The sequence below is a fragment of the Planomonospora parontospora genome (assembly GCA_014647935.1).
GTDB lineage: Bacteria > Actinomycetota > Actinomycetes > Streptosporangiales > Streptosporangiaceae > Planomonospora > Planomonospora parontospora.
The window spans coordinates 280,572-304,720 of record BMQD01000006.1 but is presented as its reverse complement, the minus strand read 5'-3'; the positions used below and the strand labels follow the sequence as shown (position 1 = coordinate 304,720).

Below are 24,149 nucleotides of genomic sequence, written 5' to 3'. Positions count from 1 at the left end.
ATGGTTCTCCGATCTCAGGACAGCCGGATGCGCGGGTCGAGGTAGGCGTAGAGGATGTCGGCGATCATGTTGAAGACGACGATCGCGGTCCCGGTCACGATGAAGAACGCCATGACCGGAGCGGGGTCGACCTCGCGGAGCCCGTCGATGAACAGGTTGCCCATGCCCTGCCAGCCGAAGACGTTCTCGGTGACGACCGCCCCGCCGATGACGCCGGCGAAGTCGACGGCCATCAGGGTGGTGATCGGGATGAGCCCGTTGCGGAAGGCGTGCTTGACCACGACGGTCCGCTCCGGCAGGCCCTTGGCGCGGGCGGTCCGCACGTAGTCCTGGTTCATGACCTCCAGCATGCTCGCCCGGCTGTAGCGGGTGTAGGTCGCCAGCGAGATCAGGATGAGCGCCATGGTCGGCAGCAGCAGGTGGCCGGCGGTGTCCAGGTTCATCTGCCAGAAGTCGCCCTCGAAGTTCGGCGTGCGGGCGCCGATCGTGGAGATCGGGCGGCCGCGCACCGCGGCGCTGTAGCCGTTGAAGGCCTGGAGCATGCGGTCGACGAAGACGACGCCGCCGGTGAACAGGCCGGTGAGCACCGCGGCGGTGATCGCCTGGCGGCGCTGGAGCCCGCCGATGCCGTACCCGAGGCCGGCGCAGACCGCGACCGTCAGCAGGGCGAGACCGGCGATCTCCAGCCAGCTGGGATCGGCGAGCAGGGGGCCGAGGACCTCGGAGGAGGCGGCGCCGATCACGGCGGCGGCCAGGGCGGCGTAGAGGGGCCCGCGCTGGCGCAGCCCGGCGGACAGGACGGTGAGGCCCACCGCCCCGGCGAGCGCGATGGCCAGGGTGAGCGGGAGCCCGAAACCGGGGTCGGCGAACCAGCGGGTGGCCGACAGGAACGCGAACAGCGCGCCGCCGACGGCGAGGCCGACGGCGAAGGAGATCAGCCGCCGCCTGCGGTCGCCGACGGTGAGGGCGCCGAAGACCAGGCCGGACAGGAGGGCCAGGGCGCCGATGACCGTCGGCGGGATGGCCGGGTCCTTGAGCCAGTTGTTGAACTCGATGGCCATGTACTGCTTGAGCATGACCGCGATCCAGAAGATCGGGAGCGAGAAGCAGACGAAGGCGGCGAAGGTGACGGTGTAGTCGAAGCCGCTGTACTGGCGGAGCGCCGAGATGATGCCGATGATCACGCCGATGATGATGGCCATCACGGTGGCGGCGATGACGAGCTGGAGCGTGGCCGACAGGGCCTCGCCGAGCATGGTCGCCACGTCGTGGCCGTCGCGGTTGACGCCGAGGTCGCCGCGGACGATGTTGCCCAGCCAGCTGAGGTAGCGAACGGGGATCGGTTCGTCGAGCTGCATGCGCTCGGTGCGGTCCGCGATCTTCGCGGCCTTGTTGGGGCTGGCGTCCTGGCGGAGGTCTTCCAACGGATCGCCCGAGAGCGCCGTGAGAACGAACATGATGACGGTGGCCGCCAGGAGGACGAAGAACGAGATGACCAGTCTCCGCGCGATGAAGACGATCATTACGTCACCTCCTGCTCTGTGAAGGACTGTAGGTGCGGGCCAGGGCCGGAACCGGAGTCTGGTGATTCTCCGGTTCCGGCCCTGGGGGTGGGTGTTCCGTCAACCGCACGTGCGGTCTGCGGGACCTAGGACGGCGGGCAGGCTACGACGCCTACGACATGGCCCACTTGTCCATGTTCCAGGTGATGGTCGACTGCGCGGGGTTCGGCACGACGCCCTGCAGGGTCTCGTCCCAGGCGGTCAGACCGGGGTGCTGGAACAGCGGGATGGTGGCGAGGTCGGTCCAGAGGTTCTTCTCGATCTCGGCGATGATCGGGTCCTGGGCGGCCACGTCGACGGTCGAGTTCAGCTGAGCGACGAGCTCGTCGACCTTCTTGCTGGAGTAGCAGCCGTTGTTGTTGCCCTTGCTCTCGCCGTCGCACTTCTTCGGCGTGGTGAAGGTGGAGGCCCAGCCGCTGACCAGCGAGGAGCCGGACCAGGCGAACAGCGCGACGTCGTAGTTGTTGGCGGGCATCACGGTGCCGAAGAAGTCCTCGGAGCCGCCGTCCTCGATCTTGAAACCGGCCTTGTTGCAGGAGTCGGCGATCAGCTGCACCGCGGCGGTGCGGCGCGGGTTCGGGGTCTGGTAGCCGATCTTGACCTTGAGCCCGCTCTTGCCGGCCTTGTCCAGGAGCGCCTTGGCGCCCTCGATGTCCTGCTGGGCGTAGGCGCCGGGGCCGCCGCTGGCCTGCAGCACGGCGTCGTAGTTGCTCTGGAACGGCGCGACGTTGCGGATGTCGAGGGTCTTGGCGTTGGGGTCGACCGGCTTGATCAGGTTGTCGACGATCAGCTGCCGGGGCACGCACTTGGCGAAGGCCTCACGCAGCGCCTTGTCCTTGAACGGGCTGGAGTCGAAGTTGAAGTCCAGGTGCTCGTAGGTGTACTGGGTGGTGGCGTTGACCTTCACGCCCTCCAGTGCGTTGAGCTGGTTGAGCACGTCCGGGCCGGGCTGCGGCTCGACGATCTGGACCTCGCGGTTCTGCAGCGCCTGGGCCTGCTCGTCCAGGGCGATGAAGCGCTCGACGACGGTCGGGGTCGCCGGCGGGGCGCCCCACCACTTGTCGTTGGCCACGAAGGTCAGCGACTGGCCGGCGTCCAGCTTGGAGAGCTTGTACGGGCCGGAGGACGGGATCAGCGCCGGGTCGGGCAGCGAGCCCTCGATGACCCAGCCCTCGTTGAAGAACTTGATGCCCTTGGCGAGCTTCTTGTCGTCGAGGTCCTTGACCGCGGCGATGAACTCCTCCTCCGACAGCCCGTCCTGCTTGGCGACCACGTGGGCCGGCATGACCTCGGTGGTGGCGGGGCCGTTGGCGTGCCAGTCGGCGAAGGGCTTGTCGTAGATCAGGGTGAACTTCTTGCCACCCTTCTCGCACTCGGGCATCTTCGTGTCCTGCACGCCGTTGGTGTCGGACGACGCGAAGCCCTTGACCTTGCCGGAGCGGAAGGCCCACCACAGCATGACGTCATCGCAGTCGATCGGCGTGCCGTCCGACCAGACGGCCTTGTCGTTGATCGTGTACTCGACGGTCAGCGGGTCGTCGGAGGTCTTCTCGTAGGTGCCGAAGTCCGTGTTCGGGGTGATCTTGCCGTTCTCCCCGTAGATCCAGAAGCCCGTCAGCACGCGCTGCAGCGGACCGGCGTTACGGGTGGCGTTCTCGGCGGTGGTGTTGTTGTTGTAGGAGTGGAACTCCTGCTCGTAGGCGTAGGTGACCGTCTGCGCCGCGGGAGCGGAGGCCGAGGCCGAACCGGAGGCGGTGGGTTCGCTCGCCGAGTTCTCGCCCGCGCAGGCGCTCAGCAGGAGTGCACCTCCCGCCACTGCAGCTAGAAACTTGCCAGATGTCCGCGTGTGGAACACGGCAGCACTCCTTAGGGATTCGATGTGAGAACAGCCGCCAGCATGATTGAGCAAAGCTGACCATCATGACTTGCAGTCGGACAAGTGGGACTCGGGGTGTGTTGCAGACCTGAGACCGCTACCGTCCCAAGCTGTAACAAAGTCGGGCGTGAAGCGCGAAACCCTGAAATAGGTGATTATCAGGAAAAACGTAACCTTTGACCGAATAATCCCAATATGTGGGATGACGGAGAGTGATAGACGGCGTTTGTCCGGGAGGGGGATGTGCCCGGGAGTCGTGTATTTCCTGGTCGCTCCACCGCCCGAGAGTGGGTCTCTCGCCACGGTGGGTGACCGATCGGCTGGAAAGAGCTTCCTCCCTTTTCCCTCCGGAGAACACCCTCTTACCGTGGCTTCGGCCTCCGCCGGGCACCGGGCCGCGGCCCCGCCGAACTCCTGACCGGGAGGGCCGGCGTCCCGCCCTCCGGCCCCGCCCCGTCCCGCGGAGGGCATCCTTGAAGGCGTGAGCGAACACGACACGCTGGAGCGGCGCGACACGGTGGAGCAGCGGGTCCTTCCCCTGGTGGTGCGGATCGAGAGGTCCGCCCCGCCCGAGCGGACCGACGCGCTGGAGGCCGCCGCGCTGGCCGTACTGGCCCTGCTCGGCGACGCCCGGGCGGCGCAGGGCGGCGAATGGGCCGAGGCGGTGCGGAGCTGGGAACGGGGCCGGATCAGGAAGGTCGTACGGCGGGCGCGCGGAGCCGAGTGGCGGCGCGTGCTCGAACTGCCGGGCCTGACCGTCGCGCACGGGACCGCCGAGGTCAGGGTCCACCCGCCGGTCCCGCTGGACGCCTGGCCCCGGGAGCTGGCGAGACTCCAGGTCTCCGGCACCGAGCTGGCGGATTCCGCCGAACCCGGGCCGCCGGGGGAGGGGGCGGTGCTCTGGATCAACCCCCGGCTCGCGATGTCGGCGGGGAAGGCGATGGCCCAGGCCGGGCACGCCGCCCAGTTCGCCTGGTGGGGAGCCGGCGAGGAGATCCGGCGGGAGTGGCGTGCGCGGGGGTTCGCGATCGCCGTGCGGACGGCCGACCCGGCGGACTGGGCGGCCCTGTCCGGCGGCGACCTGCCGGTGGTCCGGGACGCGGGCTTCACCGAGATCGAGCCGGGCTCGTGCACCGTGGTCGCGGACGCCTCGTGGCTGCGTCCCGGCGGCTTCCGCGCGGGTGGATCCCTCCGGGGCGCGGCCTCCGGGTAGCGGCCGGGACGAGGCGGGCCGCCGGGCGGGAGCCGTGCGGCAGGCGGCTCCCGTGCCCGGATCGGAAGGCGGGCGCAACCCACTCGTTCCCGAAGTGTGATGGGTATCGCGGACGAGAAAAGAGGATTTGTCGTACGCTCCCGATCGTGCTCGATGGGTTGGGTGGTACTCCGGGGGCCCGGGAGACGGGTGTCACCCCCACGTATATGGCGGCCGAGGCGGAGACGTCCGAGCTACCCAAGATCGTCGCTGAGACGCCGCCCGTCCGCCCGGCGTCACCGGTGAAGCGCTCCCGGATCGGCGACCTGCCGATGCGTGTGATCTACCGCGTCCTGGCGGGGGCCACCGCGGTGGTGGTGGCCGCGATCGCCGCCCTGGTCGGATTCATGTCCTCCGGCTCCGCTGACCGGCCGGGCGAGGAGGCGCCGGGGCGGGTCGCCGCGCCACCCGCCGCTGCGCCCTCGTCCGGCCTCGGTTCGCCGCCGCCCTCCCCGCCGGCGGCGACCCCCTCGCCCCTCGCGGCGACCTCCTCCGCATCTGCGGCGACCTCCTCTCCGTCCGCGGCGACCTCCTCTCCCAGCCCGGCGCCGGACGGCAGCGCCGTGACCGCAGCCCTGGCGGACCCTCGCGTGCCCGGGCCGCCGCGTGACAGGAGGCTCGCCCGGTTCCCCGGCAAGGCGCTGCCGTCCAAGCGCCGCATCGAGGACGAGAAGTCCGGCGTGTCGCTGGTCCGGCTGGGCAAGCCGTGGAAGACCTACGGCGCCTCGCCGTTCTCGACCAAGCAGGTGCTGCCTCCGGTGAAGGGCGCGGGGCACCGGGCGATGCTGGTGAGCTGCCCGGTTCCGATCGAGGCGCAGGCGAACCTGAAGGACACCGCCATCCTGGCCGCGCGCTGGACGCTCAACCACCACCCCAAGGGCAGCAGGATCCGCTGGAGCGCCTCCCAGCCGCTCGAGGACGGCTGGCTGCTCGCCTACCGGGTGACGTACAAGGTGAAGGGCAAGAGCCGCTCCTCCATGGCCGCGGTGGTCCTGAGCGAGTCCGGCCGGGCCAAGCCCGCCATGGTCTTCGTGACGATCCCCGACGTCCAGCGCAAGCACTGGCGCGACATCAACACAGCGACCTCCTCCGTCGAGCGGCTGTAGGACCCGCACCCACCCGCCCGGCGGACGGACCCCGCCGGACCCGCCGGGAGACGGACCGGCGCGCGGGCGGACGCGGGCGGACGCGGGCGGACGCCGATAGGGTGGGCGCCGTGACCCGGCTCGTGCTCGCCTCCGCCTCGCCCGCCCGCCTCGCCCTGCTCCGCAGCGCCGGGCTCGATCCCAAGGTGATCGTCAGCGGCGTGGACGAGGACGCCGTCACCGCGGACACCCCCGCCGAGCTCTGCCTCACCCTGGCCAGGACGAAGGCCGCGGCGGTGGCGCGGGACCTGGCCGGCCCTCTGGTGATCGGCTGCGACTCGGTCCTGGAGCTCGACGGCAGAGCGTACGGCAAGCCGTCCTCACCCGAGGACGCCGCGGCACGCTGGCGGCACATGCGCGGCCGGAGCGGCCGTCTGCTCACCGGGCACTGCGTGATCGACACCGCCACCGGCAGGGAGGCCGCCGAGGTCGGCGCCACGACGGTCCGCTTCGGCACTCCGGACGACGCCGAGATCGACGCCTACGTCGCCACCGGCGAGCCCCTGCGCGTCGCGGGGGCCTTCACCCTGGACGGCCCGGGGGGCTGGTTCGTCGAGGGCATCGACGGCGACCACGGCAACGTGCTGGGCATCTCCCTCCCGCTCCTGCGCCGCCTCCTCTCCACCCTGGGGGTCTCCGTCCCCGATCTCTGGCGTCGCTCCTGACCACCGCCTCGATCTCTGGCGTCGTTCCTGGCCTCCGCCGTCGCTCCTGACCCCCGCTCGAGCCTTCCCGGTCGGCCCTCCGGGCGGTGTCCGCACCGGTCGGCCCTCCCGGGCCGCGGGGCACGGCGCGGGGCAGGGGACAGGGGCCTTTCCGGAACGGCGTGGCGGGCGGCGGTGCACGGCGGGCGACGGATCCCGATAATCTTCGCGGCATGGGTGTAATCCGCTCCTTCACCGGCGGTATGGGGTTCTTCCTCCAGGGACTGCGCTGGGTCGCGCGCCATCCGGGGTGGTGGCTGTTCGGCCTGATCCCGGCGCTGATCGTGTTCGTGCTCTACGCCGTGGGGCTCTACTTCCTGGGAACGAGCGCCGGCGACCTGGCCGGATGGCTGACACCGTTCGCCGACGGATGGGGCGAAGGACTCCGGAACACCTTCCGGATCATGGTCGGCGTGGTGGTCTTCGGAGCGGGGCTGGTGCTGGCCGTGGTGACCTTCGCCGCGGTGACCCTGGTCGTCGGTGAGCCGTTCTACGAGAAGCTCTCGGAGCAGGTCGAGCGGACCTACGGGGAGGTGCCCACCGGACACGAGCTGCCGCTGTGGAGATCGATCCCGCGGTCGATCAAGGACAGCCTGGTCACCCTCGGATACGTGCTGCTGTTCACGGTCCCGCTGTTCTTCCTGGGCTTCGTGCCGGTGATCGGGCAGACCGTGGTCCCGGTGCTGGGCGCCATGGTCTCGGGTTTCTTCCTCACGGTCGAGCTCACCGCACTGGCCATGGAGCGCAGGGGCCTGGCCCGCAGGAGCCGGTTCGCGCTGCTCCGCGGGGACAAGGCGCTCGCGCTCGGCTTCGGGGTGCTGCTGTTCCTGCTCTTCCTCATCCCGCTGGGCGCGGTGGTCGCCATGCCCGCCGCCGTCGCGGGGGCGGCCATCATGGTCCGCACGCGGCTGGCCGCCGGGAACATCCCGCCCCGAGCCTTCCCGCCGGGCGCTCTCCCGCCGCAGGCCCCGCCGGGCAGCCTTCCGCCCCGGAGCTCGCCGCCCGGACCTCCGCCGGGTCGTCCCTGACCCTGCCGGGCCTTCGGGAAGGGGCCTCGTCCACAGGCGCGCCGACCGGCCACCGGTCGTCCACAGGGCTGCGGCGGAGGGCGGAGCGCCGGCCCCGATCCGGCGATGCTGTCTGCCATGACGACCCACACCACCGCCTCGCCGGACCTCCCGCCCGGCCTGCCCGACCTGCTGCTCGGCTCCACCGAGGACGTCCTCGGCGCGGTGCCCTACCTGCTGGGCTTCCACCCCGCCGAGAGCCTCGTTGTGATAGGCCTGCGCGGTTCTCCGCCCAAGGGCCGCGTGCACCTCACCGTCCGATGGGACCTGCCGCTGGCCGATCACGATCTCAGCCGGATCCTCCCGCTGCTCCGCAAGGAGGAGATCACCCAGGTCATCGTCGTCGGCTACGGTTCCGGCCCGCTGGTGACTCCGGCGGCGGATGCGGCCGTCGCCCTGTTCCGGGAGGGCGGGATCAGGCTTCTCGACGCGCTCCGGGTGGAGGACGGCCGCTACTGGTCCTACGTCTGCTCACGCACCGACTGCTGCCCTCCCTCCGGCGCGCCGTACGACCGCGAGGCCGGTGCGGTCGCGGTCCGCGCCGTCGCGCACGGGCTGGTGGCGCTGCCCGACCGGGAGACCCTGGAACGCTCGCTCGCCCCCGTCGGCGGGGCCGCCCGGACGGCGATGCGCGGGGTCACCGGCCGCGTCGCGGAGGAACTGCGCCGGCGCATCGCTGGCTGCGAGGACCCCGACGGGCTCGCGGCGGGGATCGTCGCCGACGGGACGGCCCGTGTGCGCGCGGCGATCGGGGTCTACGCCGCGGGCGGGCGGCTCGACGACGAGCAGGCGGCCAGGCTCGGGTTCGACCTGGCCGTGATCCGGATCCGGGACGAGGCGTGGGCGCTGATCACCGACGACGCCCACGACGCGCACCGCAGGCTCTGGCAGGACCTCACCCGCAGGCTGGAGCCGAGGTTCGTGCCACCAGCCGCGTCACTGCTCGCCATGGCCGCCTGGCGCGACGGAGACTCCGCCCTGGCGAGCGTCGCCCTGGCCCGCGCGCACGAGGCCGATCCCGGCTACTCCATGGCCAATCTGCTCATGGACGCGCTGCGGTGCCTGCTCCCGCCGCACGCGCTCAAGGACAGGATGCCCAGCCCCGAGGAGCTGGACCTGCAGATGGGCGTGCCCCGGACGTCCTGGCTGCTCCCCCTGGTCGTCCTCCTGGAGGAGCCGCCGGCGGGCCCGGCCGGCCCTGCAGGATGAGGCGTCAGCCCTCTTCGCGCTTGCGGCGCTCGTTGTAGGCCCGCATGCGGGGCGGATAACCGGTGAGCTGCACATCGTAGACGGGAAGAGCGAGATCGCGGGCGACCTTGCGGATCACCGCGGGGGCGCCGACCCGGCGCCGGGTCCACTCGCCGTCGTCGGCCACGGCCACGGCGGTGGTGTCGGTCGCGAAGGTCTCCGGTTCGACGTAGAACTCCACGCCGCGGCGCGACTTCGCGAAGGCGATGAGCGCCTCGATATCGGAGTCGTTCGCGGCCCGATCGAACTTCGCGATCTTCGGCCCGCGCAGACGCCTCAAACCATAGCGATCCCGCCATCTCATGCCCCTTGTTATACCTCCCCTGGCCCTTCCATGGTGGACGCCAGGGGAACTCCAGGGACGGCGTCAGGGGTAACCCCGATGCGCGGGGCGGCCGCCCCGGACGAACATGGAGGTCACAAGGGCGACGAAGGGAAGGTCGGTTCCATGGCGGGCACAGCGACACCACCGGTGAATCCGCGGCACGGGGGCGTGCCGGCGGCGGGGCCCAGGGCCGGCTACGCCGACCTCCGGGTGAGCAACCAGGACCGGGAGCAGGTGGTCGAGCACGTCAAGGCCGCCTACGCGGAGGGGCGGCTCGACGAGCTCGAGTTCGACGACCGGCTGGAGCGGGCGATGACCGCCCGGGTCCACGGTGACCTCATCCCGATCATGCAGGAGCTGTACGGCTCCCGCCCACCCCTGCCCGCCCCCTACCCGCCGCAGGTCCGCCCGGCACCGGGCCCGGCGCACCACGGGCGGCCCCAGGCGCGGACGGGCGGAGACCGGGTGGGCGCGGCCGCTGCGCACCTGCTCCCGCTGGCGGGCCTGTTCGTGCTGGGACCGCTCGTCATGCTGCTCGCGGCGGGCAGGACCTCCCCCTACATCCGCAGGCACGCCGTGGAGGCGCTGAACTTCCACCTGACCTTGATCGGCGCCACCATCGTGCTGGCGATCACTTTCGTGGGGGCCGTGCTGGTGCCCCTGCTCTGGGTCGGCGGAGTGGCGCTGTCGGTCGTCGGCGGGCTGGCGGCGCTGGGCGAGGGCGACTTCCGCTACCCGTTCACGCTGCGCCCGGTCAAGTGACCCGAAGGGGGCGCGCCGAGGACCGGGGCGGTCCTGGGGGCACGCGGGGCGGCCCCCGGAACACGCGGAGCGGACCCGGGAGCGCCGGTACGCGGACGTGTCCGTCCGCGAGGCGGGGCACCGCCGTGTCGGAGGCCGGCGGGCGGGCCTCAGAGCAGCAGCGCGCGGACCGTGTCCACGGTGTCGGCCTGCTCCGGGGTCTTGTCCGGGCGGTAGCGGATCACTCGGGCGAAGCGCAGGGCCATGCCGCCGGGATAGCGGCTGGAGCGCTGGACCCCGTCGAAGGCGATCTCGACGACGAGCTCGGGCCGGACCGTGACGGTCCAGCCGTCGGCGGGGCCGTCGGCGAGCATCAGGAAGCGCTCGGTCTGCCAGGCGAGCAGCTCGTCGGTCAGACCCTTGAAGGTCTTGCCGAGCATGACGAAACCGCCGCCGACCGGATCACGGGCGCCCAGGTGGAGGTTGGAGAGCCACCCCTCCCGGCGGCCGCTGCCCCACTCCGCGGCCAGCACGACCAGGTCCAGCGTGTGGCGGGGCTTCACCTTGACCCAGCCCGCCCCGCGGCGGCCGGCGGCGTAGGGGCTCTGCGGTGACTTCACCACCACGCCCTCGTGCCCCCGCCTGAGGACCTCCTTGAAGAACGCCTCGCCCTCGGCGGCGTCACCGGTGACCAGCCGAGGCGTGATCAGCTCCGCGGGAACGGCCCGGGCGAGCTCCGCGTGGCGTGCCTCGTCGGGCAGGTCGAGGAGATCGGCTCCTCCCACCCGCAGCGCGTCGAAGAAGAACACACTGAGCGGGGTCGACCGGCGGGCCCCTGCCACGTCGGTTCGGCTGGCCACCCGGCCGGAGGTGACCTGGAAGGGCTCCGGGCGGCCGTCCGGCCGCAGCGCGATGACCTCGCCGTCCAGGACGAGGTCGGCGGCGGGCAGGGCGCCGACCGCCTCGACCAGCTCGGGCACCTGGGCGGTGATGTCGTCCAGGGTGCGGGTGAAGACGGACACGGCGTCGCCGGACCGGTGGGCCTGGATCCGCACGCCGTCGAGCTTCCACTCGATCGCGGCCCGCCCGCCCACCCGCTCCAGTGCCGCGGCGACGGAGGGGGCGCTCTGCGCGAGCATCGGCGAGACCGGGCGGCCCACCTCCAGCCTGAAGGAGCGCAGCGCCTCGACCCCGCCGGACAGGGCCGCCGCGCCCACGGCGGGCAGCCAGCCGCGCAGCATCAGCGCCCGCCGTACCTCGGCGGCCGGTGTCCCCGACGCCTTGGCGACGGCCTCGATCATCACTCCGTCGAGCGCGCCCTGGCGGAGCTCACCGCGGACGAGCCGGGACAGGAAGGCCTGCTCGGGGCCGGTGAGCGCGGCGAACAACTCGGTCAGCAGTGCCTTGCGCGCGGCCTGGGAACCGGGACCGCTCTGCGTCTTGACGCGGGTGAGGAGGGCGTCGACCTGCAGCAGGGTCGCGGTGGCGGCGAGCCGGGGCTCGGGGAGGTCCCGCAGGGCCGCCAGGCCGACGCCGATCTGCCGCTGGGGCAGCTCACCGGAGAGGTAGGCGATGGCGATCTCCGCCTCGTCCGGGCCGACCCGGCCGAGGAGCTCCGCGAGATGCCGGACCTTCGCCAGCCGGGCGGAGTCGGCGGCCACGGCCGCGGAGGTGCGCGCGAGATCGATCAACAGCACACGGACAGCCTATGAGGCCGCGGTGACATTCCGGCGGAGGAGGTCCCCCGGGATCCCGTTCCGGCCGGTGGGCCCGGTGGACCCGGTGGTGCTCGGCCGCCGTACGGCGGACGGTGCGGGAGGGGCGGGCCGGACGGTGTGGGGTGGACGGTGCGGGGAGGGGCGGACGATCCCGTTCGAGCGGGCCGGGCCGCGGGAGACGCGGTGGGCCGCTCCCCGGGGAGCGGCCCACCGGTCACCTCAGCGGACCCCGAGCAGGTCCACGACGAAGATGAGGGTCTCGCCGGGCTTGATGCGGCTGCCCGCGCCGCGGTTGCCGTAACCCAGGTGCGGCGGGATGGTGAGACGGCGGCGGCCGCCGACCTTCATGCCCGCGACGCCCTGGTCCCAGCCCGCGATGACCTGGCCCGCGCCGAGCGAGAACTCGAAGGTCTCGCCCCGGTTCCAGGAGGCGTCGAACTCCTCGCCGGTGGAGAAGGCGACACCGACGTAGTGCACGCTGACCTGGTGGCCAGGCTTGGCCTCCGGGCCGTCTCCCTCGACGACGTCGACGATCTGCAGCTCCTTGGGCGCGTCGCCCTCAGGGAAGTCGATCTCCGGCTTCTCCAGTGCCACGTGGTTTCTCCTTGATCTGGTGCGTGCCGGCCGATGCCCGACCGGCCGAACGACTCTACGGGGTCCGGGGCCCGGCGGTGGGCGAAGGGGCACGGACATCCGGCCGGTCCGTCAGGCGGAGTCGCGGACGACCAGCTCCGTGGGCAGGATCACCGGAGCGCCGGCGTCCTGCCCGGAGGCGAGTGCGAGGACGAGCCGGGCCAGTTCCCGGCCCATCTCGTGGAGGGGCTGGCGGACCGTGGTGAGCGGCGGCTCGGCGTAGGCGGCGGCGGGCACGTCGTCGAAGCCGACCACGGCCACGTCGTCCGGCACGCGGCGCCCGGCCTGCCGCAGCGCCTGCAGGGCGCCGAGCGCCATCATGTCGCTGGCGGCGAACACCGCGTCGAGCCCGGGATCGTCCCGGAGCAGCTGGCGCATGGCCGCGACGCCCGACTCCCGGGTGAAATCGCCCACCGCGACGATGGAGCGCCGGTCGGAGTCGCGCAGCACGTTGCGGTAGCCGGTGAGCCGGTCGATCCCGGCGACCATGTCCTGCGGCCCGGCGATCGTGGCGATCCTGCGGCGGCCCACCGCCACCAGGTGCCCCACGGCCTGCTCGGCGCCGCCGACGTTCTCCACGTCCACGCAGGGCGGCGCGCCCTGCACCCCGGCCTGCAGGGGCCGCCCGCTGCACACCACGGGCACGCCCCGGCGGGCCAGCGCCGCGGGCAGCGGGTCGGCCCCGTGCATCGAGGCGACGATCACGCCGTCCACGTGCCCGGCCGTGGTGTAGCGCTCGATCCGCTCCTGCCCGCGCGGAGAGCCGGCGAGCATCAGCACGAGGTGCTTGTCCGAGGCCTCCGTCTCATGGCCGACGCCGCGGATGATGCTGGCGAACATGGGGTCGTCGGAGAAGACCCGGGTGGGCGGCTCGGAGAAGACCAGCGCGACGGAGTCGGCCCGCCGGGTCACCAGACTGCGCGCCGCGAGGTTGGGGACGTAGCCCAGTTCCTCCACGGCGCGCATCACCGTCGCGCGGATCTCCGGGTTGACGTGCGTCGAACCGTTGACCACGCGGGAGACGGTGGCCCGGGAGACTCCTGCCCTGGCCGCCACCTTCTCCAGCGTCGGCCGGGCGGTCACCGGGTCACGCCTGGACCCCGTTGCGCCGGATGACCTCTCGGTACCACAGCGCGCTGTCCTTGGGGACGCGGCGCTGCGAGGCGTAGTCGACGTAGACCAGCCCGAAGCGCTTGGCGTAGCCCTCGGCCCACTCGAAGTTGTCCATCAGCGACCAGACCAGGTAGCCGCGCAGGTCGGCCCCGGCCTCGATCGCGGCGTGCGCGGCGCGGAAGTGGCCGTCGAGGAAGGCGACCCGCCGCTCGTCGGCGACCCGGCCGTCGGCGAGCACGTCGTCGAAGGCGGCGCCGTTCTCGGTGATGATCAGCGGTGTGCCCGGGTAGTCGCGGTTGAGCCGGAGCAGCAGCTCGGTCAGGCCGGACGGCTTGACCGACCAGCCCATCGCCGTCTTCTCCTCGTCGCCCTGGACGAACGCGATGCCCTCGCTGCCCGGGTGCACCGGGTTGGCCTGCTGACCGGCGCGCAGCTCCACGGTGGTGGGGCTGTAGTAGTTGACGCCCAGGAGGTCGATCGGCGCGCCGATGATGTCGAGGTCGCCGTCGCGGACGAAGGACCAGTCGGTGAACCGGCGGGCGCGCTCCACGACGTCGGCGGGGTACTCGCCGCGCAGGACCGGGTCGAGGAAGATCCGGTTCTGCAGGCCGTCGATGTGCGCGACGGCCTCGGGGTCGGAGCCCGAGATCGGGGCCAGGTTGAGGGTGATGCCGACCTGCCGGGCCCCCGCGGCGCGCAGCTCGGCCACCGCCAGCCCGTGTCCCAGCAGCAGGTGGTGGACGGCCGCGTAGGCGTCGCCCGGGTTCGTGCGGCCGGGGGCGTGGACGCCCGCGCCGTAACCGAGGAAGGAGGAGCACCAGGGCTCGTTGAGCGTGGTCCAGGTGCCGACCCGGTCGCCGAGCCTGCCGTACACGACGGCGGCGTACTCGGCGAAGCGCTCGGCGGTCTCCCGGTTGGTCCAGCCGCCCCGGTCCTCCAGGCTCTGCGGCAGGTCCCAGTGGTAGAGCGTCACGATGGGAGTGATGCCGCGCCCGTGCAGCTCGTCGACCAGCCGCTCGTAGAAGTCCAGGCCGCGCGGGTTGACCGGGCCGGAGCCGTCCGGCTGGATCCGGGGCCAGGCGATGGAGAAGCGGTAGGCCTGGACGCCGAGGTCGGCCATCATCGCCACGTCGTCGCGGTAGCGGTGGTAGTGGTCGCACGCGACGTCACCGGTGTGGCCGCCGACGACCTTGCCGGGTGTCCGGGAGAAGGTGTCCCAGATGGACGGCCCGCGGCCGTCCTCGTTCGCGGCGCCCTCGATCTGGTAGGAGGCGGTCGCCGTCCCCCAGAGGAAACCCTGCGGGAAGGTCAGGTCGCCGGTCTCCCCGGTCTCCGCCGCGACCCCCGCCGACATCCCCATGGACAGGGTCATGTCTCACCGCCCCTTTCGCCTCGCCGTCAACCCCGCCTCGCCCCGAACGGCAGAGAGCGCTCTCATGCAGCATCGCGGGTGCGTGACGGACCTGTCAAGGCGGATCATCCGCATCCTGGACAGGGGAGAGTGCGAGAAGTCGTTGACTTGGCGTTCACTCAGGGCTACGGTCCTCGGTCAGAGAGCGCTCTCTTGCCCTTGCTCGCCCCGGCAGCCCGTTCTGCGGCGCCGGCAGCCCGATACCCGAGGAGGTATCCATGGGCTTCCCATCCCCCTTGCGCAGAGTAGTCGCCGCGGTGGCCGTCCTGGCCACGGCCGTGGTGACCCCGGTCGTCCTGGCGGCTCCGGCCGCCGCCGTCGCGGTCGGCGCGGGCGGTTACGCCTCCGCCCGCCCGGCCGGCACCGCCGGCCCCTCCGACTCCGACGGCGCCGCCGTCAGCCCCAAGGTCACCAGCCGGATGGCCGGCCGCGCCGTGCCGACGAACGACTGGTGGTCCTCGCTGGTCTTCCAGCGCTACGCGGGCAACCCCTACTCCGAGAACATGTACGCCCACCCGCTCTCGTTCCACGCGAACGCCAAGGGCATCAGCGTCGGCTACCCGGACAAGCCCAACATCACCCCCGACGGGCGGATGTACGAGTTCGTCCACGCGAGCGACCTCAACGTGGGCGTCTCCGGCCTCAACGCCGCCAGGACCGAGGTGGACGGCTGGGGCGACTGGAGCGTCGTGCCGCGCTGGAGCGACGGGACCCGCACGCTGCGGACCACGATCGCGCACGGCTCGCCGTACGTCTACGCCGAGGCCTCGGGCGGCAACGCGCTGGTGGAGTTCACCGGCCCGGCCAGCGTCTGGCAGAACGGCGGCAACGTCCTGGGGGTGACGGTGAACGGCCGCGACTACGGCCTGTTCGCCCCCTCCGGGACCAGCTGGTCGCTGACCGGCACCGCCTCCGCGAGCGCCCCGGCCGCCTTCTTCTCGGTCGCGGTCCTGCCCTCCCGGGCGGCGCTCCCGCTGTTCGAGAAGTACGCCTACTCCTTCGTCACCGACACCCGGGTGAGCTGGTCCTACGACGCCGACGCGGGCCGGATGAAGGCCGTCTACACCGCGTCCACCGCCGCGAGGCAGGGGAGCCAGACCGGCACCCTGCACGCCCTCTACCGCCACCAGTGGGCGAACTCCTCCGACACGATGACGGCCCACCGCTACGTCTCGCCGCGCGGTGAGATGCGCGTGCGCGAGGGCGCGTCGTTCACCACGAACGCGGAGTTCAACGGCGTGCTGCCCGCCCTGCCGCTCGCGCCCGGCGCGGACAAGGCCAGGCTGCGGGCCGGCATCGACGCCGAGTTGAACGCCTCCGACCCCTACAAGGGCGCCGTCGACACCTACTGGACCGGCAAGGCCCTGTGGCGGATCGCGGCGCTCATCCCGGTCGCCAACCAGATCGGCTACACCGCCGGCCGGGACAAGGCGATCAGCCTGGTCAAGAGCCGGCTGGCCGACTGGCTCACGGCGGGCTCGGGGGAGACCGGCAGGCTCTTCGCCTACGACTCCACCTGGAAGACGCTGATCGGCTACCCGGCGGGCTACGGCACCGACAAAGAGCTCAACGACCACCACTTCCACTACGGCTACTACGTGCTGGCCGGAGCGATGGTGGCCCAGCACGACCCAGCCTGGGTCTCCGACTCGCAGTACGGCGGCATGCTGAAGCTGCTGGTCAAGGACGCGGCCAACTACGACCGCTCCGACAGCCGGTTCCCGTTCCTGCGCAACTTCGACCCCTACGCCGGGCACGCCTGGGCGTCGGGGCACGCGGGCTTCGCCCACGGCAACAACCAGGAGTCGTCGTCGGAGTCGATGATGTTCAACGCCGCCGCGGTCCTGTTCGGCCAGGCGACCGGCGACACCGCCCTGCGCGACGCGGGCATCTACATGTACACGACCGAGCGCGAGGCCATCGGCCAGTACTGGTTCGACGTCGACGGGGCGGTCTTCCCGTCGACGTACGGCCACGACACCCTCGGCATGGTGTGGGGCGCCGGCGGCGGCTACTCCACCTGGTGGACGGCGAACGCCGAGGAGATCCACGGCATCAACATGCTCCCGATCACCGGCGGCTCGCTCTACAACGGCGCGTGGAAGGCCGACATCAAGCAGAACATCAGCGAGCTGCGGGCCTCCAACGGCGGCCAGGAGACCGAGTGGCGCGACGTCATCTGGCAGTTCCTGGCCATGGCCGACCCCGCCGCCGCCCAGTCGCTGTGGCTGGGGGCCGACCCGGCACCCGAGGACGGTGACTCGCGCGCCCACGCCTATCACTGGATCTCCGCACTGAACGCCTGGGGCACCCCCGACCACTCGGTCACCGCGAGCGTGCCGACGTACGCGGTGCTGGGCAACTCGGCGGGCAGGACCTACGTGGCCTACAACGCCTCCGGCGGCGCCGTCACGGTCCGGTTCTCCGACGGGCAGACGCTCGCCGTACCGGCCCGGGCGATGGCCTGGCGCGGCCCGGCGGGCAGCGGGACCGAACCGGGGGGCGGCTCCGGCCCGAGCCCCACCCCCACCCCGACGCCCACGCCCACGAAGACCCCGACCCCGACCCCGACCCCGACACCGACTCCCACGACCGGCGGGGTCGACGCGCGCTCCACCATCCAGGCGGAGAGCCACCAGGCCCAGTCGGGGACGGCCCTGGAGGACGCCTCCGACACCGGAGGCGGCAAGAGCGTCGCGTTCGTCTCCAACGGCGACTGGCTGCGCTTCGACGGCGTGCGCTTCGGCTCCGTGGCGGCGGGCCAGTTCAAGGCCCGGGTCGCCTCCGGGGCGGGGGCCGGGGTCAGCGGACTGGTCCAGGTCCGCCTGGACAGCCCCACGGCGGCGCCGATCGGCGACTTCGCGGTGGGCAACACCGGCGGCTGGCAGAGCTGGCGGACGATCGCGGCGAACATCTCGGGCGTCACGGGCACCCACACGGTGTACATAACCTTCAGCAGCGGCCAGCCTGCGGATTTCGTCAACCTCAACTGGTTCACCTTCTCCACGAACTGATCCCGCGGGCGCGTCTCCTGCGGGCGCTTCCGGACCGGTCCCGCGGGGGCGTACGGCGAGCCGTGCGGCCCCGCGGCCGGAGGGGCGGGGACCGTGCGGTCCCCGCTCCTTCCGTACTGAGAGCGCTCTCACAACGAACGGATAACCTGAATGCCCTGAATGACACCCAGATTTCTCAAATGAGTAACCGTAGCATCACAGTCATTGACATCCCGTTGCTGGGCGATAAGGCTACAGAGAGCGCTCTCACACTGGTTTGAGCCATCCGGCCACCACGGCGGACCGGTAACGCGGTGACCCCACGCGCCTGTCGCGGGCGGTCCAGCCGGTCCCGCCAGCCGGGCCGGCCCGGCAAAGTAATGGAGGAAGGGTCCATGTCGCTCCTCTCTCGGCCTGCACGCGCCGCCCTCGTCGCGGGTACCGCGGGCCTGGCGCTGGTCGCCACCGGTTGCGGCTCTTCCGAGCCCTCGACCCCTGCGGCGGGCGGCGGTGCCAGCACATCCGCCGAGTGCGCCCCGTTCGAGCAGTTCGGAAAGCACGACGGCAAGAAGGTCTCGATCTACTCCCCGATCCGGGACACCGAGGCGGACCTGTTCCAGCAGACCTGGGTGCCGTTCGAGAAGTGCACCGGGATGAAGATCAGCTATGAGGGAACCGGCGAGTTCGAGGCGCAGATCCAGGTCCGCGCCGACGGCGGCAACCCGCCGGACCTGGCCTTCTTCCCGCAGCCCGGTCTGCTGGAGCGCTTCGTCAAGGCGGGCAAGCTCAAGCCCGCCTCGGCCGAGGTGAAGAAGCTGGCCGAGCAGAACTGGTCGGCCGACTGGGTGAAGTACGGCACGATCGACGGCACCTTCTACGCCGCCCCGCTGGGCGCCAGCGTGAAGTCCTTCGTCTGGTACTCGCCGGGCATGTTCAAGGAGAAGGGCTGGGCCGTCCCCACGACCTGGGACGAGCTCATGACCCTCACCAACACGATCGCGGGCACCGGGATCAAGCCGTGGTGCGCGGGCATCGAGTCCGGTGAGGCCACCGGCTGGCCGGCCACCGACTGGATCGAGGACATCCTCCTGCGCGAGCTCGGCCCCGAGGGCTACGACGACTGGGTCGCCCACAAGATCCCCTTCAACGACCCCAAGATCGTCGCCGCGGTCGACAAGGTCGGCGCGATCCTCAAGGACGAGAAGTTCGTCAACGGCGGCTACGGCCCGGTCAAGAGCATCGCCAGCACCGCCTTCCAGGAGGGCGGCGTGCCCATCACCGAGGGCAAGTGCGCGCTGCACCGCCAGGCCTCCTTCTACGCCAACTTCTGGCCCGAGGGCACCAAGGTGGCCGAGGACGGCGACGTCTTCGCCTTCTACCTGCCCGGCAACGACCCGGCCAAGAAGCCGGTGCTCGGCGCGGGCGAGTTCGTCGGCGCCTTCGCCGACCGGCCCGAGGTCCAGGCCGTTCAGGCCTACCTGGCCACCGGCGACTACGCCAACGCCCGCATGAAGCTGGGCACGTACGTCTCGGCCAACAAGGGCGTCGACATCGCCAACGCGCAGAACCCGATCGACAAGCTCTCCATCGAGATGCTCCAGGACCCGAACACGGTCTTCCGGTTCGACGGCTCCGACCTGATGCCGGCCGCGGTCGGCGCGGGCACCTTCTGGAAGGGCATGACCGACTGGATCAACGGCAAGGACACCAAGACGGTCCTTGACTTCATCGAGGCCTCCTGGCCCAAGTCCTAGTCCCAGGACTTCCCGTGGCGTCCGGCTCCCGCCGGGGTTCGACTACCCCGTCGGAGCCGGACGCTCCCGTATCGGCCCGATCCTTCCGGGAGTTCCCTCGATGAACCTGGACTTCGACTTCGCCGCGGAGCAGCCGAAGCTCCTGCAGCTGCTGTACGGCGTGGTCGCGTTCTGCGCGGTGGTCGCGCTCCTTCTGCTCCTGCTCGACCGCGCCCCGATGCGGCAGAAGGCGCGGCTGCACATCGCCATCCTGCTCGCCCCGGCGCTCCTGCTGCTCACGATCGGCCTGATCGTGCCCGCGGTGCGCACCACCCTGCTGTCGTTCATGAGCGGCGACGGCGCCTCCTGGGTGGGGCTCGACAACTACGTCTGGATGTTCACCCAGCCCGAAGCGGTCACGGTGCTCCGCAACACGCTCATCTGGGTCGCCCTCGTCCCCGTCCTGGTGACGACGGTCGGCCTGCTCTACGCGGTCCTGGTCGACCGGAGCCGCTTCGAGTCCGTCGCCAAGTCGCTGGTCTTCCTCCCGATGGCCATCTCCTTCGTCGGCGCCGGCATCATCTGGAAGTTCGTCTACGCCTACCGCCCGGAGGAGAGCGAGCAGATCGGTCTGCTCAACCAGATCGTGGTGGCCCTCGGCGGCACCCCCCAGCAGTGGCTGCTGGACCCGCCGGTCAACACGCTCTTCCTCATCGTGGTCATGGTGTGGATCCAGGCCGGGTTCGCCACCGTCGTGCTCTCCGCGGCGATCAAGGGCATCCCCGCCGAGATCGTCGAGGCGGCCAGGCTCGACGGAGCCACCCCGGTCCAGATGTTCTTCCGGGTGACGCTGCCGAGCATCCGCTCGGCCGTGCTCGTGGTGCTGGTCACCCAGTCGATCGGCACGCTCAAGCTCTTCGACATCGTCCGGACCATGACCGGCGGCCAGTTCGACACCAGCGTCATCGCCAACGAGATGTACAACCAGGCGTTCCGGTACGGCGAGACGGGCAAGGGCGCGGCGCTGGCCGTCTTCCTGTTCGTCCTGGTCACCCCCATCGTCGTCTACCAGATCCGCCAGCGCCGGGAGGCCGTCCGATGACATCCGTCTCACCCGCCGTCACGGCGGTACGGTCCGGAGCCGAGCAGGCCACCGGGCGGGTCAGGAAGCGGCTGAGCGGCAGGGTCGCCAGCGCCGTGGCGATCGTCATCGCGGTGCTGTGGACCACGCCCACCTTCGGCCTGTTCCTGTCGTCGCTGCGGCCGGAGGACCAGATCAAGACCACCGGCTGGTGGTCGTTCTTCTCCGACCCGCAGCTCACCCTGGAGAACTACCAGGAGGTGCTGTTCGGCACCTCCTCGTCCTCCGGGAAGATGGCCAGCTTCCTGATCAACTCGATCGTCATCACGATCCCGTCGGTGCTCTTCCCGCTGGCCTTCGCCGCCTTCGCGGCGTACGCGCTGGCCTGGGTGCCGTTCCGCGGACGGAACTGGGTCTACATCGGCATCTTCGCGCTGCAGGTCGTGCCGATGCAGATGGCGCTGGTCCCGCTGCTGTCGTTCTTCTCCGAGGGCGTCTCGGTCTTCGGCCTGCAGCTCATGCCGGCCTGGGAGTTGGAGGGACCCGCGCGCTTCGCGCAGGTGTGGTTCGCGCACACCTGCTTCGCCCTGCCGCTCGGCGTCTTCCTGCTGCACAACTTCATGTCGGAGCTGCCGGGCGAGCTGATCGAGGCGGCACGGGTGGACGGCGCCACCCACGGCAGGATCTTCCGGAGGGTGGTCCTCCCGCTGGTCGCGCCGGCGCTGGCCACCTTCGGCATCTTCCAGTTCCTCTGGGTCTGGAACGACCTGCTGGTGGCGCTGATCTTCGCGGGGGGCACGCCCGACAGCGCCCCGATGACCGTACGGCTGGCGCAGATGGCCGGGACGCGCGGCAACGAGTGGCAGCGGCTGACGGCCGGGGCCTTCGTCTCGCTCGTCATCCCGCTGATCGTCTTCCTGTCCATGCAGCGCTACTTCGTCCGCGGCCTGCTCGCGGGCAGCGTCAAGGGATGAACCGGGACCGGAACCGGAACCGGGGCGCCGGGTCCGCGGGCGGGGCCGGCGCCCCGGCCCCGGCGGGCCCGCGATGGGCTATCGTCGTGGCGACCGAAGATCCGAGCCGGAGGCCCAGTCGGAGGCCAAGATGAAGCGCCCCACCCTGGAGGCGGTCGCCGCCCGCGCGGGAGTGTCGCGGGCCACCGTCTCCCGCGTGGTCAACGGCCAGCCCACCGTCGCCCCGGGCATCCGCGACGTGGTGATGCGGGCCGTCGAGGAGCTCGGCTACGTCCCCAACGCGGCGGCCCGCACCCTCGTCAACCAGCGCACCGACTCCATCGCCCTGGTCGTCTCGGAGTCGCCCACCCGGGTCTTCTCCGACGACCCGATGTTCTCCACCGTGATCCGCACGGCCAGCGCGGAGCTGGAGGCGGCGGACAAGCAGGTCGTCCTGATGCTGACGGGCTCGGCCCGCAGCCACGCCCGCGTGGAGCGTTACATCGCCGGCGGCCACGTGGACGGCGTCATGATCATCTCGATGCACGGCGCCGACCCGCTGCCCGCCGCGATCACCCGCATGCGCGTGCCCGTCGTCTCGTACGGCCGGCCCGCCGTCCCCGTGGACCTGCCGTACGTCGACAACGACAACGTGGGCGGCGCGGCGACGGCCGTGCGCCACCTGATCGAGAGCGGCCGCCGCCGGATCGCCACGGTCGCCGGCCCCCAGGACATGATCGGCGGCCAGGACCGCCTGGCCGGCTACCGGAACGTCATGCAGGGCTCCGACCGCCGCTCGATCGTGGCGGTCGGCGACTTCACCCGCGAGTCTGGCGCGGCGGCGATGCGCCAGCTCCTGGAGGACGACCCCGCGCTCGACGCGGTCTTCGTCGCCAGCGACCTGATGGCGATCGGCGCGCTGCAGGCGCTGCGCCAGGCCGGCCGCAGGGTGCCGGACGACGTCGCGGTGGTGGGCTTCGACGACATCGAGGCGGCCCGCTACACCGAGCCGCCGCTGACGACGGTCCGCCAGCCCGTCGTCGAGCAGGCCACCGCCATGGTCCGCCTCCTGCTCGGCCTGGCCTCCGGCGGCCCGGCGGACCCGATCATCCTCCCCACCGACCTGGTGGTCCGCGAGTCGGCCTGACCGGGTCCGGGCTCGCCCGGACCGCTCCGGGGAGCCCGTGAGCGTTTCGGACGGGACCGCGGCGGGCCGTCGCACGGGGGCGGGGACCCCGACGGCCCGCCGACCGCTCCCGGACGGGGCGGGACGACTACCGGACCAGGTCCGCGAACAGGTTCCGCAGCTCCATGTGACCGGCCTTGAGCTCGGCCACGTCGCCTTCGACGCGCTTCATGGAGAGCTCGAGGTTGCCGACGGAGCGCTTGACCGTGACGATCTCCTCGCGGAGCTCGGCGTATCCGGCCCGCATCTCCTGACGGAGCTCGTCCTGCCCCTTGCGGAGTTCTTCCGTGGTGGCCCGGAGCTCGTCCTGCCCCTTGCGGAGCTCCTCGGTGGTGACCTTGAGCTCTTCCGTGGTGACCTTGAGGCCGTCGGTGGTGGCCTTCAGTCCGTCGGTGGTGACCTTGAGCTCGTCGGTCGTGGTCTTGAGCTCACCCGTGATCGTGCGCAGGTCCTTGAGGACCTCGAAGATGGCCGCGGTGGTCGCCCGGTGCTCGTGGGCCTCCACGCGGAGCTCGGCCACCCCGAGCTCCAGGGCACGCATGCGGATCTCTGACGTCGCGTCTGACACGACAGCTCCTCGCCGTTGTCGCGGAAAAGGGGAAGAGAAGGGGTCGACACGGTTGAGGGAGACGCGTGTCCGCAGGGAGAAGACTACGCACGGCGCAGCGATGATCGCTACACGTGGTCAGGGTCGGGGTGACAGAAGTCGTACCGGGTGGAAGAAAGAGCCACCCGGCACGGGGTGCAGGGTGGCGGGTGGCTCTTCGCGCGGTCGGCGGGCCGGAGGTTCCGGAGCGGAGCACGGGTCGGCGTCCGGGTTCTCAGGGCCGGCGCTGCTCCGGGGCGATCGGCCGCTGGGCCGCGGGGTCGTAGACGCCTGCGGAGGCCGGCGGCTCGACCACCACGGTGTCGGCCGGGCGCGCGCCGCCGTCCAGGACGGCGCGGGCGTGGTCGACGTGCGAGGCCGCGACCAGCACGTCGTAGCGGCCCGCGACGATGGCGCTGCGCGAGGCGAAGTCGCGCTTGCCGCCGGTGAAGAAGTGGTTGAGGAACCCGAACGCGGCCCCCATCAGGGCGCCCCACAGGCCCGCCCAGAGCACCAGCACGAAGAAGGAGAGCGTGGTCGAGGTGAACAGGCCGAGGAACGCCCCGACCACGAGTCCGAAGACCAGGCCGCTGCCCGCGCCGGCGAGCGCGGCCCGGCCGTTGGTCATCCGTCCGGTGACGGTCTCCTCCATGCGCAGGTCGCTGCCGACGATCGCGACGTTCTCCACGGGGAACCCGGCGTCCGAGAGCGCGTCCACGGTCCGCTGCGCGGCTGCGTAGTTGTCGTAGCCGACCAGAGTCCTGCGGTCGACGACGACCGGCGCCTCGACGCCCATGTGCAACTGTGTCATGGTCCTGTCGC

20 protein-coding genes are annotated in these 24,149 nt (G+C 71.5%); 11 read left to right on the top strand and 9 right to left on the bottom strand.

What is annotated here, in order from left to right; all coding sequences use genetic code 11:
• Positions 1-14: 14 nt before the first annotated feature.
• Together IEZ07_RS12350 and IEZ07_RS12345 are read right to left on the bottom strand one after the other, a co-directional pair.
• Positions 15-1,523, bottom strand: coding sequence for an ABC transporter permease (locus tag IEZ07_RS12350; protein WP_191894869.1), 1,509 nt, complete (start codon positions 1,521-1,523; stop codon positions 15-17).
• Between the two features lie 151 nt (positions 1,524-1,674).
• Positions 1,675-3,378, bottom strand: a complete 1,704-nt coding sequence (locus IEZ07_RS12345; RefSeq protein ID WP_301549318.1) for an ABC transporter family substrate-binding protein — start codon at positions 3,376-3,378, stop codon at positions 1,675-1,677.
• A gap of 541 nt (positions 3,379-3,919) precedes the next feature.
• Here IEZ07_RS12345 and IEZ07_RS12340 point away from each other — a divergent pair.
• The 5 genes from IEZ07_RS12340 (at position 3,920) to IEZ07_RS12320 (ending at position 8,815) form a co-directional block, all read left to right on the top strand.
• Complete coding sequence (locus tag IEZ07_RS12340) at positions 3,920-4,651, top strand: aminoacyl-tRNA hydrolase (protein WP_239319789.1); 732 nt, start codon at positions 3,920-3,922, stop codon at positions 4,649-4,651.
• A 146-nt stretch (positions 4,652-4,797) separates the two neighbouring features.
• The gene (locus IEZ07_RS12335; protein WP_191894867.1) at positions 4,798-5,796 is read left to right on the top strand and encodes a hypothetical protein; all 999 of its coding nucleotides are present in this window, start codon (positions 4,798-4,800) and stop codon (positions 5,794-5,796) included.
• A 110-nt stretch (positions 5,797-5,906) separates the two neighbouring features.
• Positions 5,907-6,500, top strand: coding sequence for a Maf family protein (locus IEZ07_RS12330; RefSeq protein WP_191894866.1), 594 nt, complete (start codon positions 5,907-5,909; stop codon positions 6,498-6,500).
• Between the two features lie 212 nt (positions 6,501-6,712).
• The gene (locus tag IEZ07_RS12325) at positions 6,713-7,567 is read left to right on the top strand and encodes an EI24 domain-containing protein (protein ID WP_191894865.1); all 855 of its coding nucleotides are present in this window, start codon (positions 6,713-6,715) and stop codon (positions 7,565-7,567) included.
• Between the two features lie 117 nt (positions 7,568-7,684).
• Positions 7,685-8,815, top strand: coding sequence for a DUF4192 domain-containing protein (locus IEZ07_RS12320; protein WP_191894864.1), 1,131 nt, complete (start codon positions 7,685-7,687; stop codon positions 8,813-8,815).
• A 4-nt stretch (positions 8,816-8,819) separates the two neighbouring features.
• Here the strand turns inward: IEZ07_RS12320 and IEZ07_RS12315 are convergent, their stop codons facing one another.
• A complete protein-coding gene (locus IEZ07_RS12315; protein WP_068898800.1) occupies positions 8,820-9,158 on the bottom strand; it encodes a hypothetical protein in 339 nt (112 codons plus the stop codon).
• Between the two features lie 144 nt (positions 9,159-9,302).
• Between IEZ07_RS12315 and IEZ07_RS12310 the strand changes: the two genes are divergently transcribed.
• Complete coding sequence (locus IEZ07_RS12310; protein ID WP_239319791.1) at positions 9,303-9,941, top strand: DUF1707 and DUF4870 domain-containing protein; 639 nt, start codon at positions 9,303-9,305, stop codon at positions 9,939-9,941.
• 149 nt (positions 9,942-10,090) lie between these two features.
• Here the strand turns inward: IEZ07_RS12310 and IEZ07_RS12305 are convergent, their stop codons facing one another.
• The 4 genes from IEZ07_RS12305 to IEZ07_RS12290 form a co-directional block, all read right to left on the bottom strand.
• Entirely contained in the window at positions 10,091-11,617 is a 1,527-nt protein-coding gene (locus IEZ07_RS12305; protein ID WP_191894863.1) for an ATP-dependent DNA ligase, read from the bottom strand.
• Positions 11,618-11,857: 240 nt separating this feature from the next.
• Positions 11,858-12,232 (bottom strand): FKBP-type peptidyl-prolyl cis-trans isomerase, encoded by a 375-nt coding sequence (locus IEZ07_RS12300; RefSeq protein ID WP_189236414.1) that lies wholly within the window; start codon positions 12,230-12,232, stop codon positions 11,858-11,860.
• A gap of 111 nt (positions 12,233-12,343) precedes the next feature.
• Positions 12,344-13,354, bottom strand: a complete 1,011-nt coding sequence (locus IEZ07_RS12295; RefSeq protein WP_191894862.1) for a LacI family DNA-binding transcriptional regulator — start codon at positions 13,352-13,354, stop codon at positions 12,344-12,346.
• A gap of 4 nt (positions 13,355-13,358) precedes the next feature.
• Positions 13,359-14,756 carry a GH1 family beta-glucosidase gene (locus tag IEZ07_RS12290; RefSeq protein ID WP_239319793.1) on the bottom strand — a complete coding sequence of 466 codons (1,398 nt, stop codon included), beginning with the start codon at positions 14,754-14,756 and terminating at the stop codon, positions 13,359-13,361.
• A 257-nt stretch (positions 14,757-15,013) separates the two neighbouring features.
• Here IEZ07_RS12290 and IEZ07_RS12285 point away from each other — a divergent pair, with 257 nt between their 5' ends.
• From IEZ07_RS12285 to IEZ07_RS12265, 5 genes are all read left to right on the top strand, one after another.
• Positions 15,014-17,809, top strand: coding sequence for a glycosyl hydrolase (locus IEZ07_RS12285; protein WP_191894861.1), 2,796 nt, complete (start codon positions 15,014-15,016; stop codon positions 17,807-17,809).
• 374 nt (positions 17,810-18,183) lie between these two features.
• Entirely contained in the window at positions 18,184-19,542 is a 1,359-nt protein-coding gene (locus IEZ07_RS12280; RefSeq protein ID WP_191894860.1) for an ABC transporter substrate-binding protein, read from the top strand.
• 106 nt (positions 19,543-19,648) lie between these two features.
• A complete protein-coding gene (locus tag IEZ07_RS12275; RefSeq protein WP_191894938.1) occupies positions 19,649-20,623 on the top strand; it encodes a carbohydrate ABC transporter permease in 975 nt (324 codons plus the stop codon).
• Positions 20,620-21,576, top strand: coding sequence for a carbohydrate ABC transporter permease (locus tag IEZ07_RS12270; protein ID WP_191894859.1), 957 nt, complete (start codon positions 20,620-20,622; stop codon positions 21,574-21,576). The genes IEZ07_RS12275 and IEZ07_RS12270 overlap by 4 nt, the downstream gene beginning before the upstream one ends.
• 130 nt (positions 21,577-21,706) lie before the next feature.
• Positions 21,707-22,702: a LacI family DNA-binding transcriptional regulator gene (locus tag IEZ07_RS12265; RefSeq protein ID WP_068898784.1), complete on the top strand. Its 996-nt coding sequence runs from the start codon at positions 21,707-21,709 to the stop codon at positions 22,700-22,702.
• A 127-nt stretch (positions 22,703-22,829) separates the two neighbouring features.
• On the opposite strand, the gene IEZ07_RS12260 is transcribed toward IEZ07_RS12265, so the two are convergent.
• Positions 22,830-23,309 carry a hypothetical protein gene (locus IEZ07_RS12260; RefSeq protein WP_191894858.1) on the bottom strand — a complete coding sequence of 160 codons (480 nt, stop codon included), beginning with the start codon at positions 23,307-23,309 and terminating at the stop codon, positions 22,830-22,832.
• A gap of 253 nt (positions 23,310-23,562) precedes the next feature.
• On the bottom strand, positions 23,563-24,138 hold the full coding sequence (locus IEZ07_RS12255; RefSeq protein WP_191894857.1) for a YflT domain-containing protein: 576 nt from the start codon (positions 24,136-24,138) through the stop codon (positions 23,563-23,565).
• Positions 24,139-24,149 lie beyond the last annotated feature (11 nt).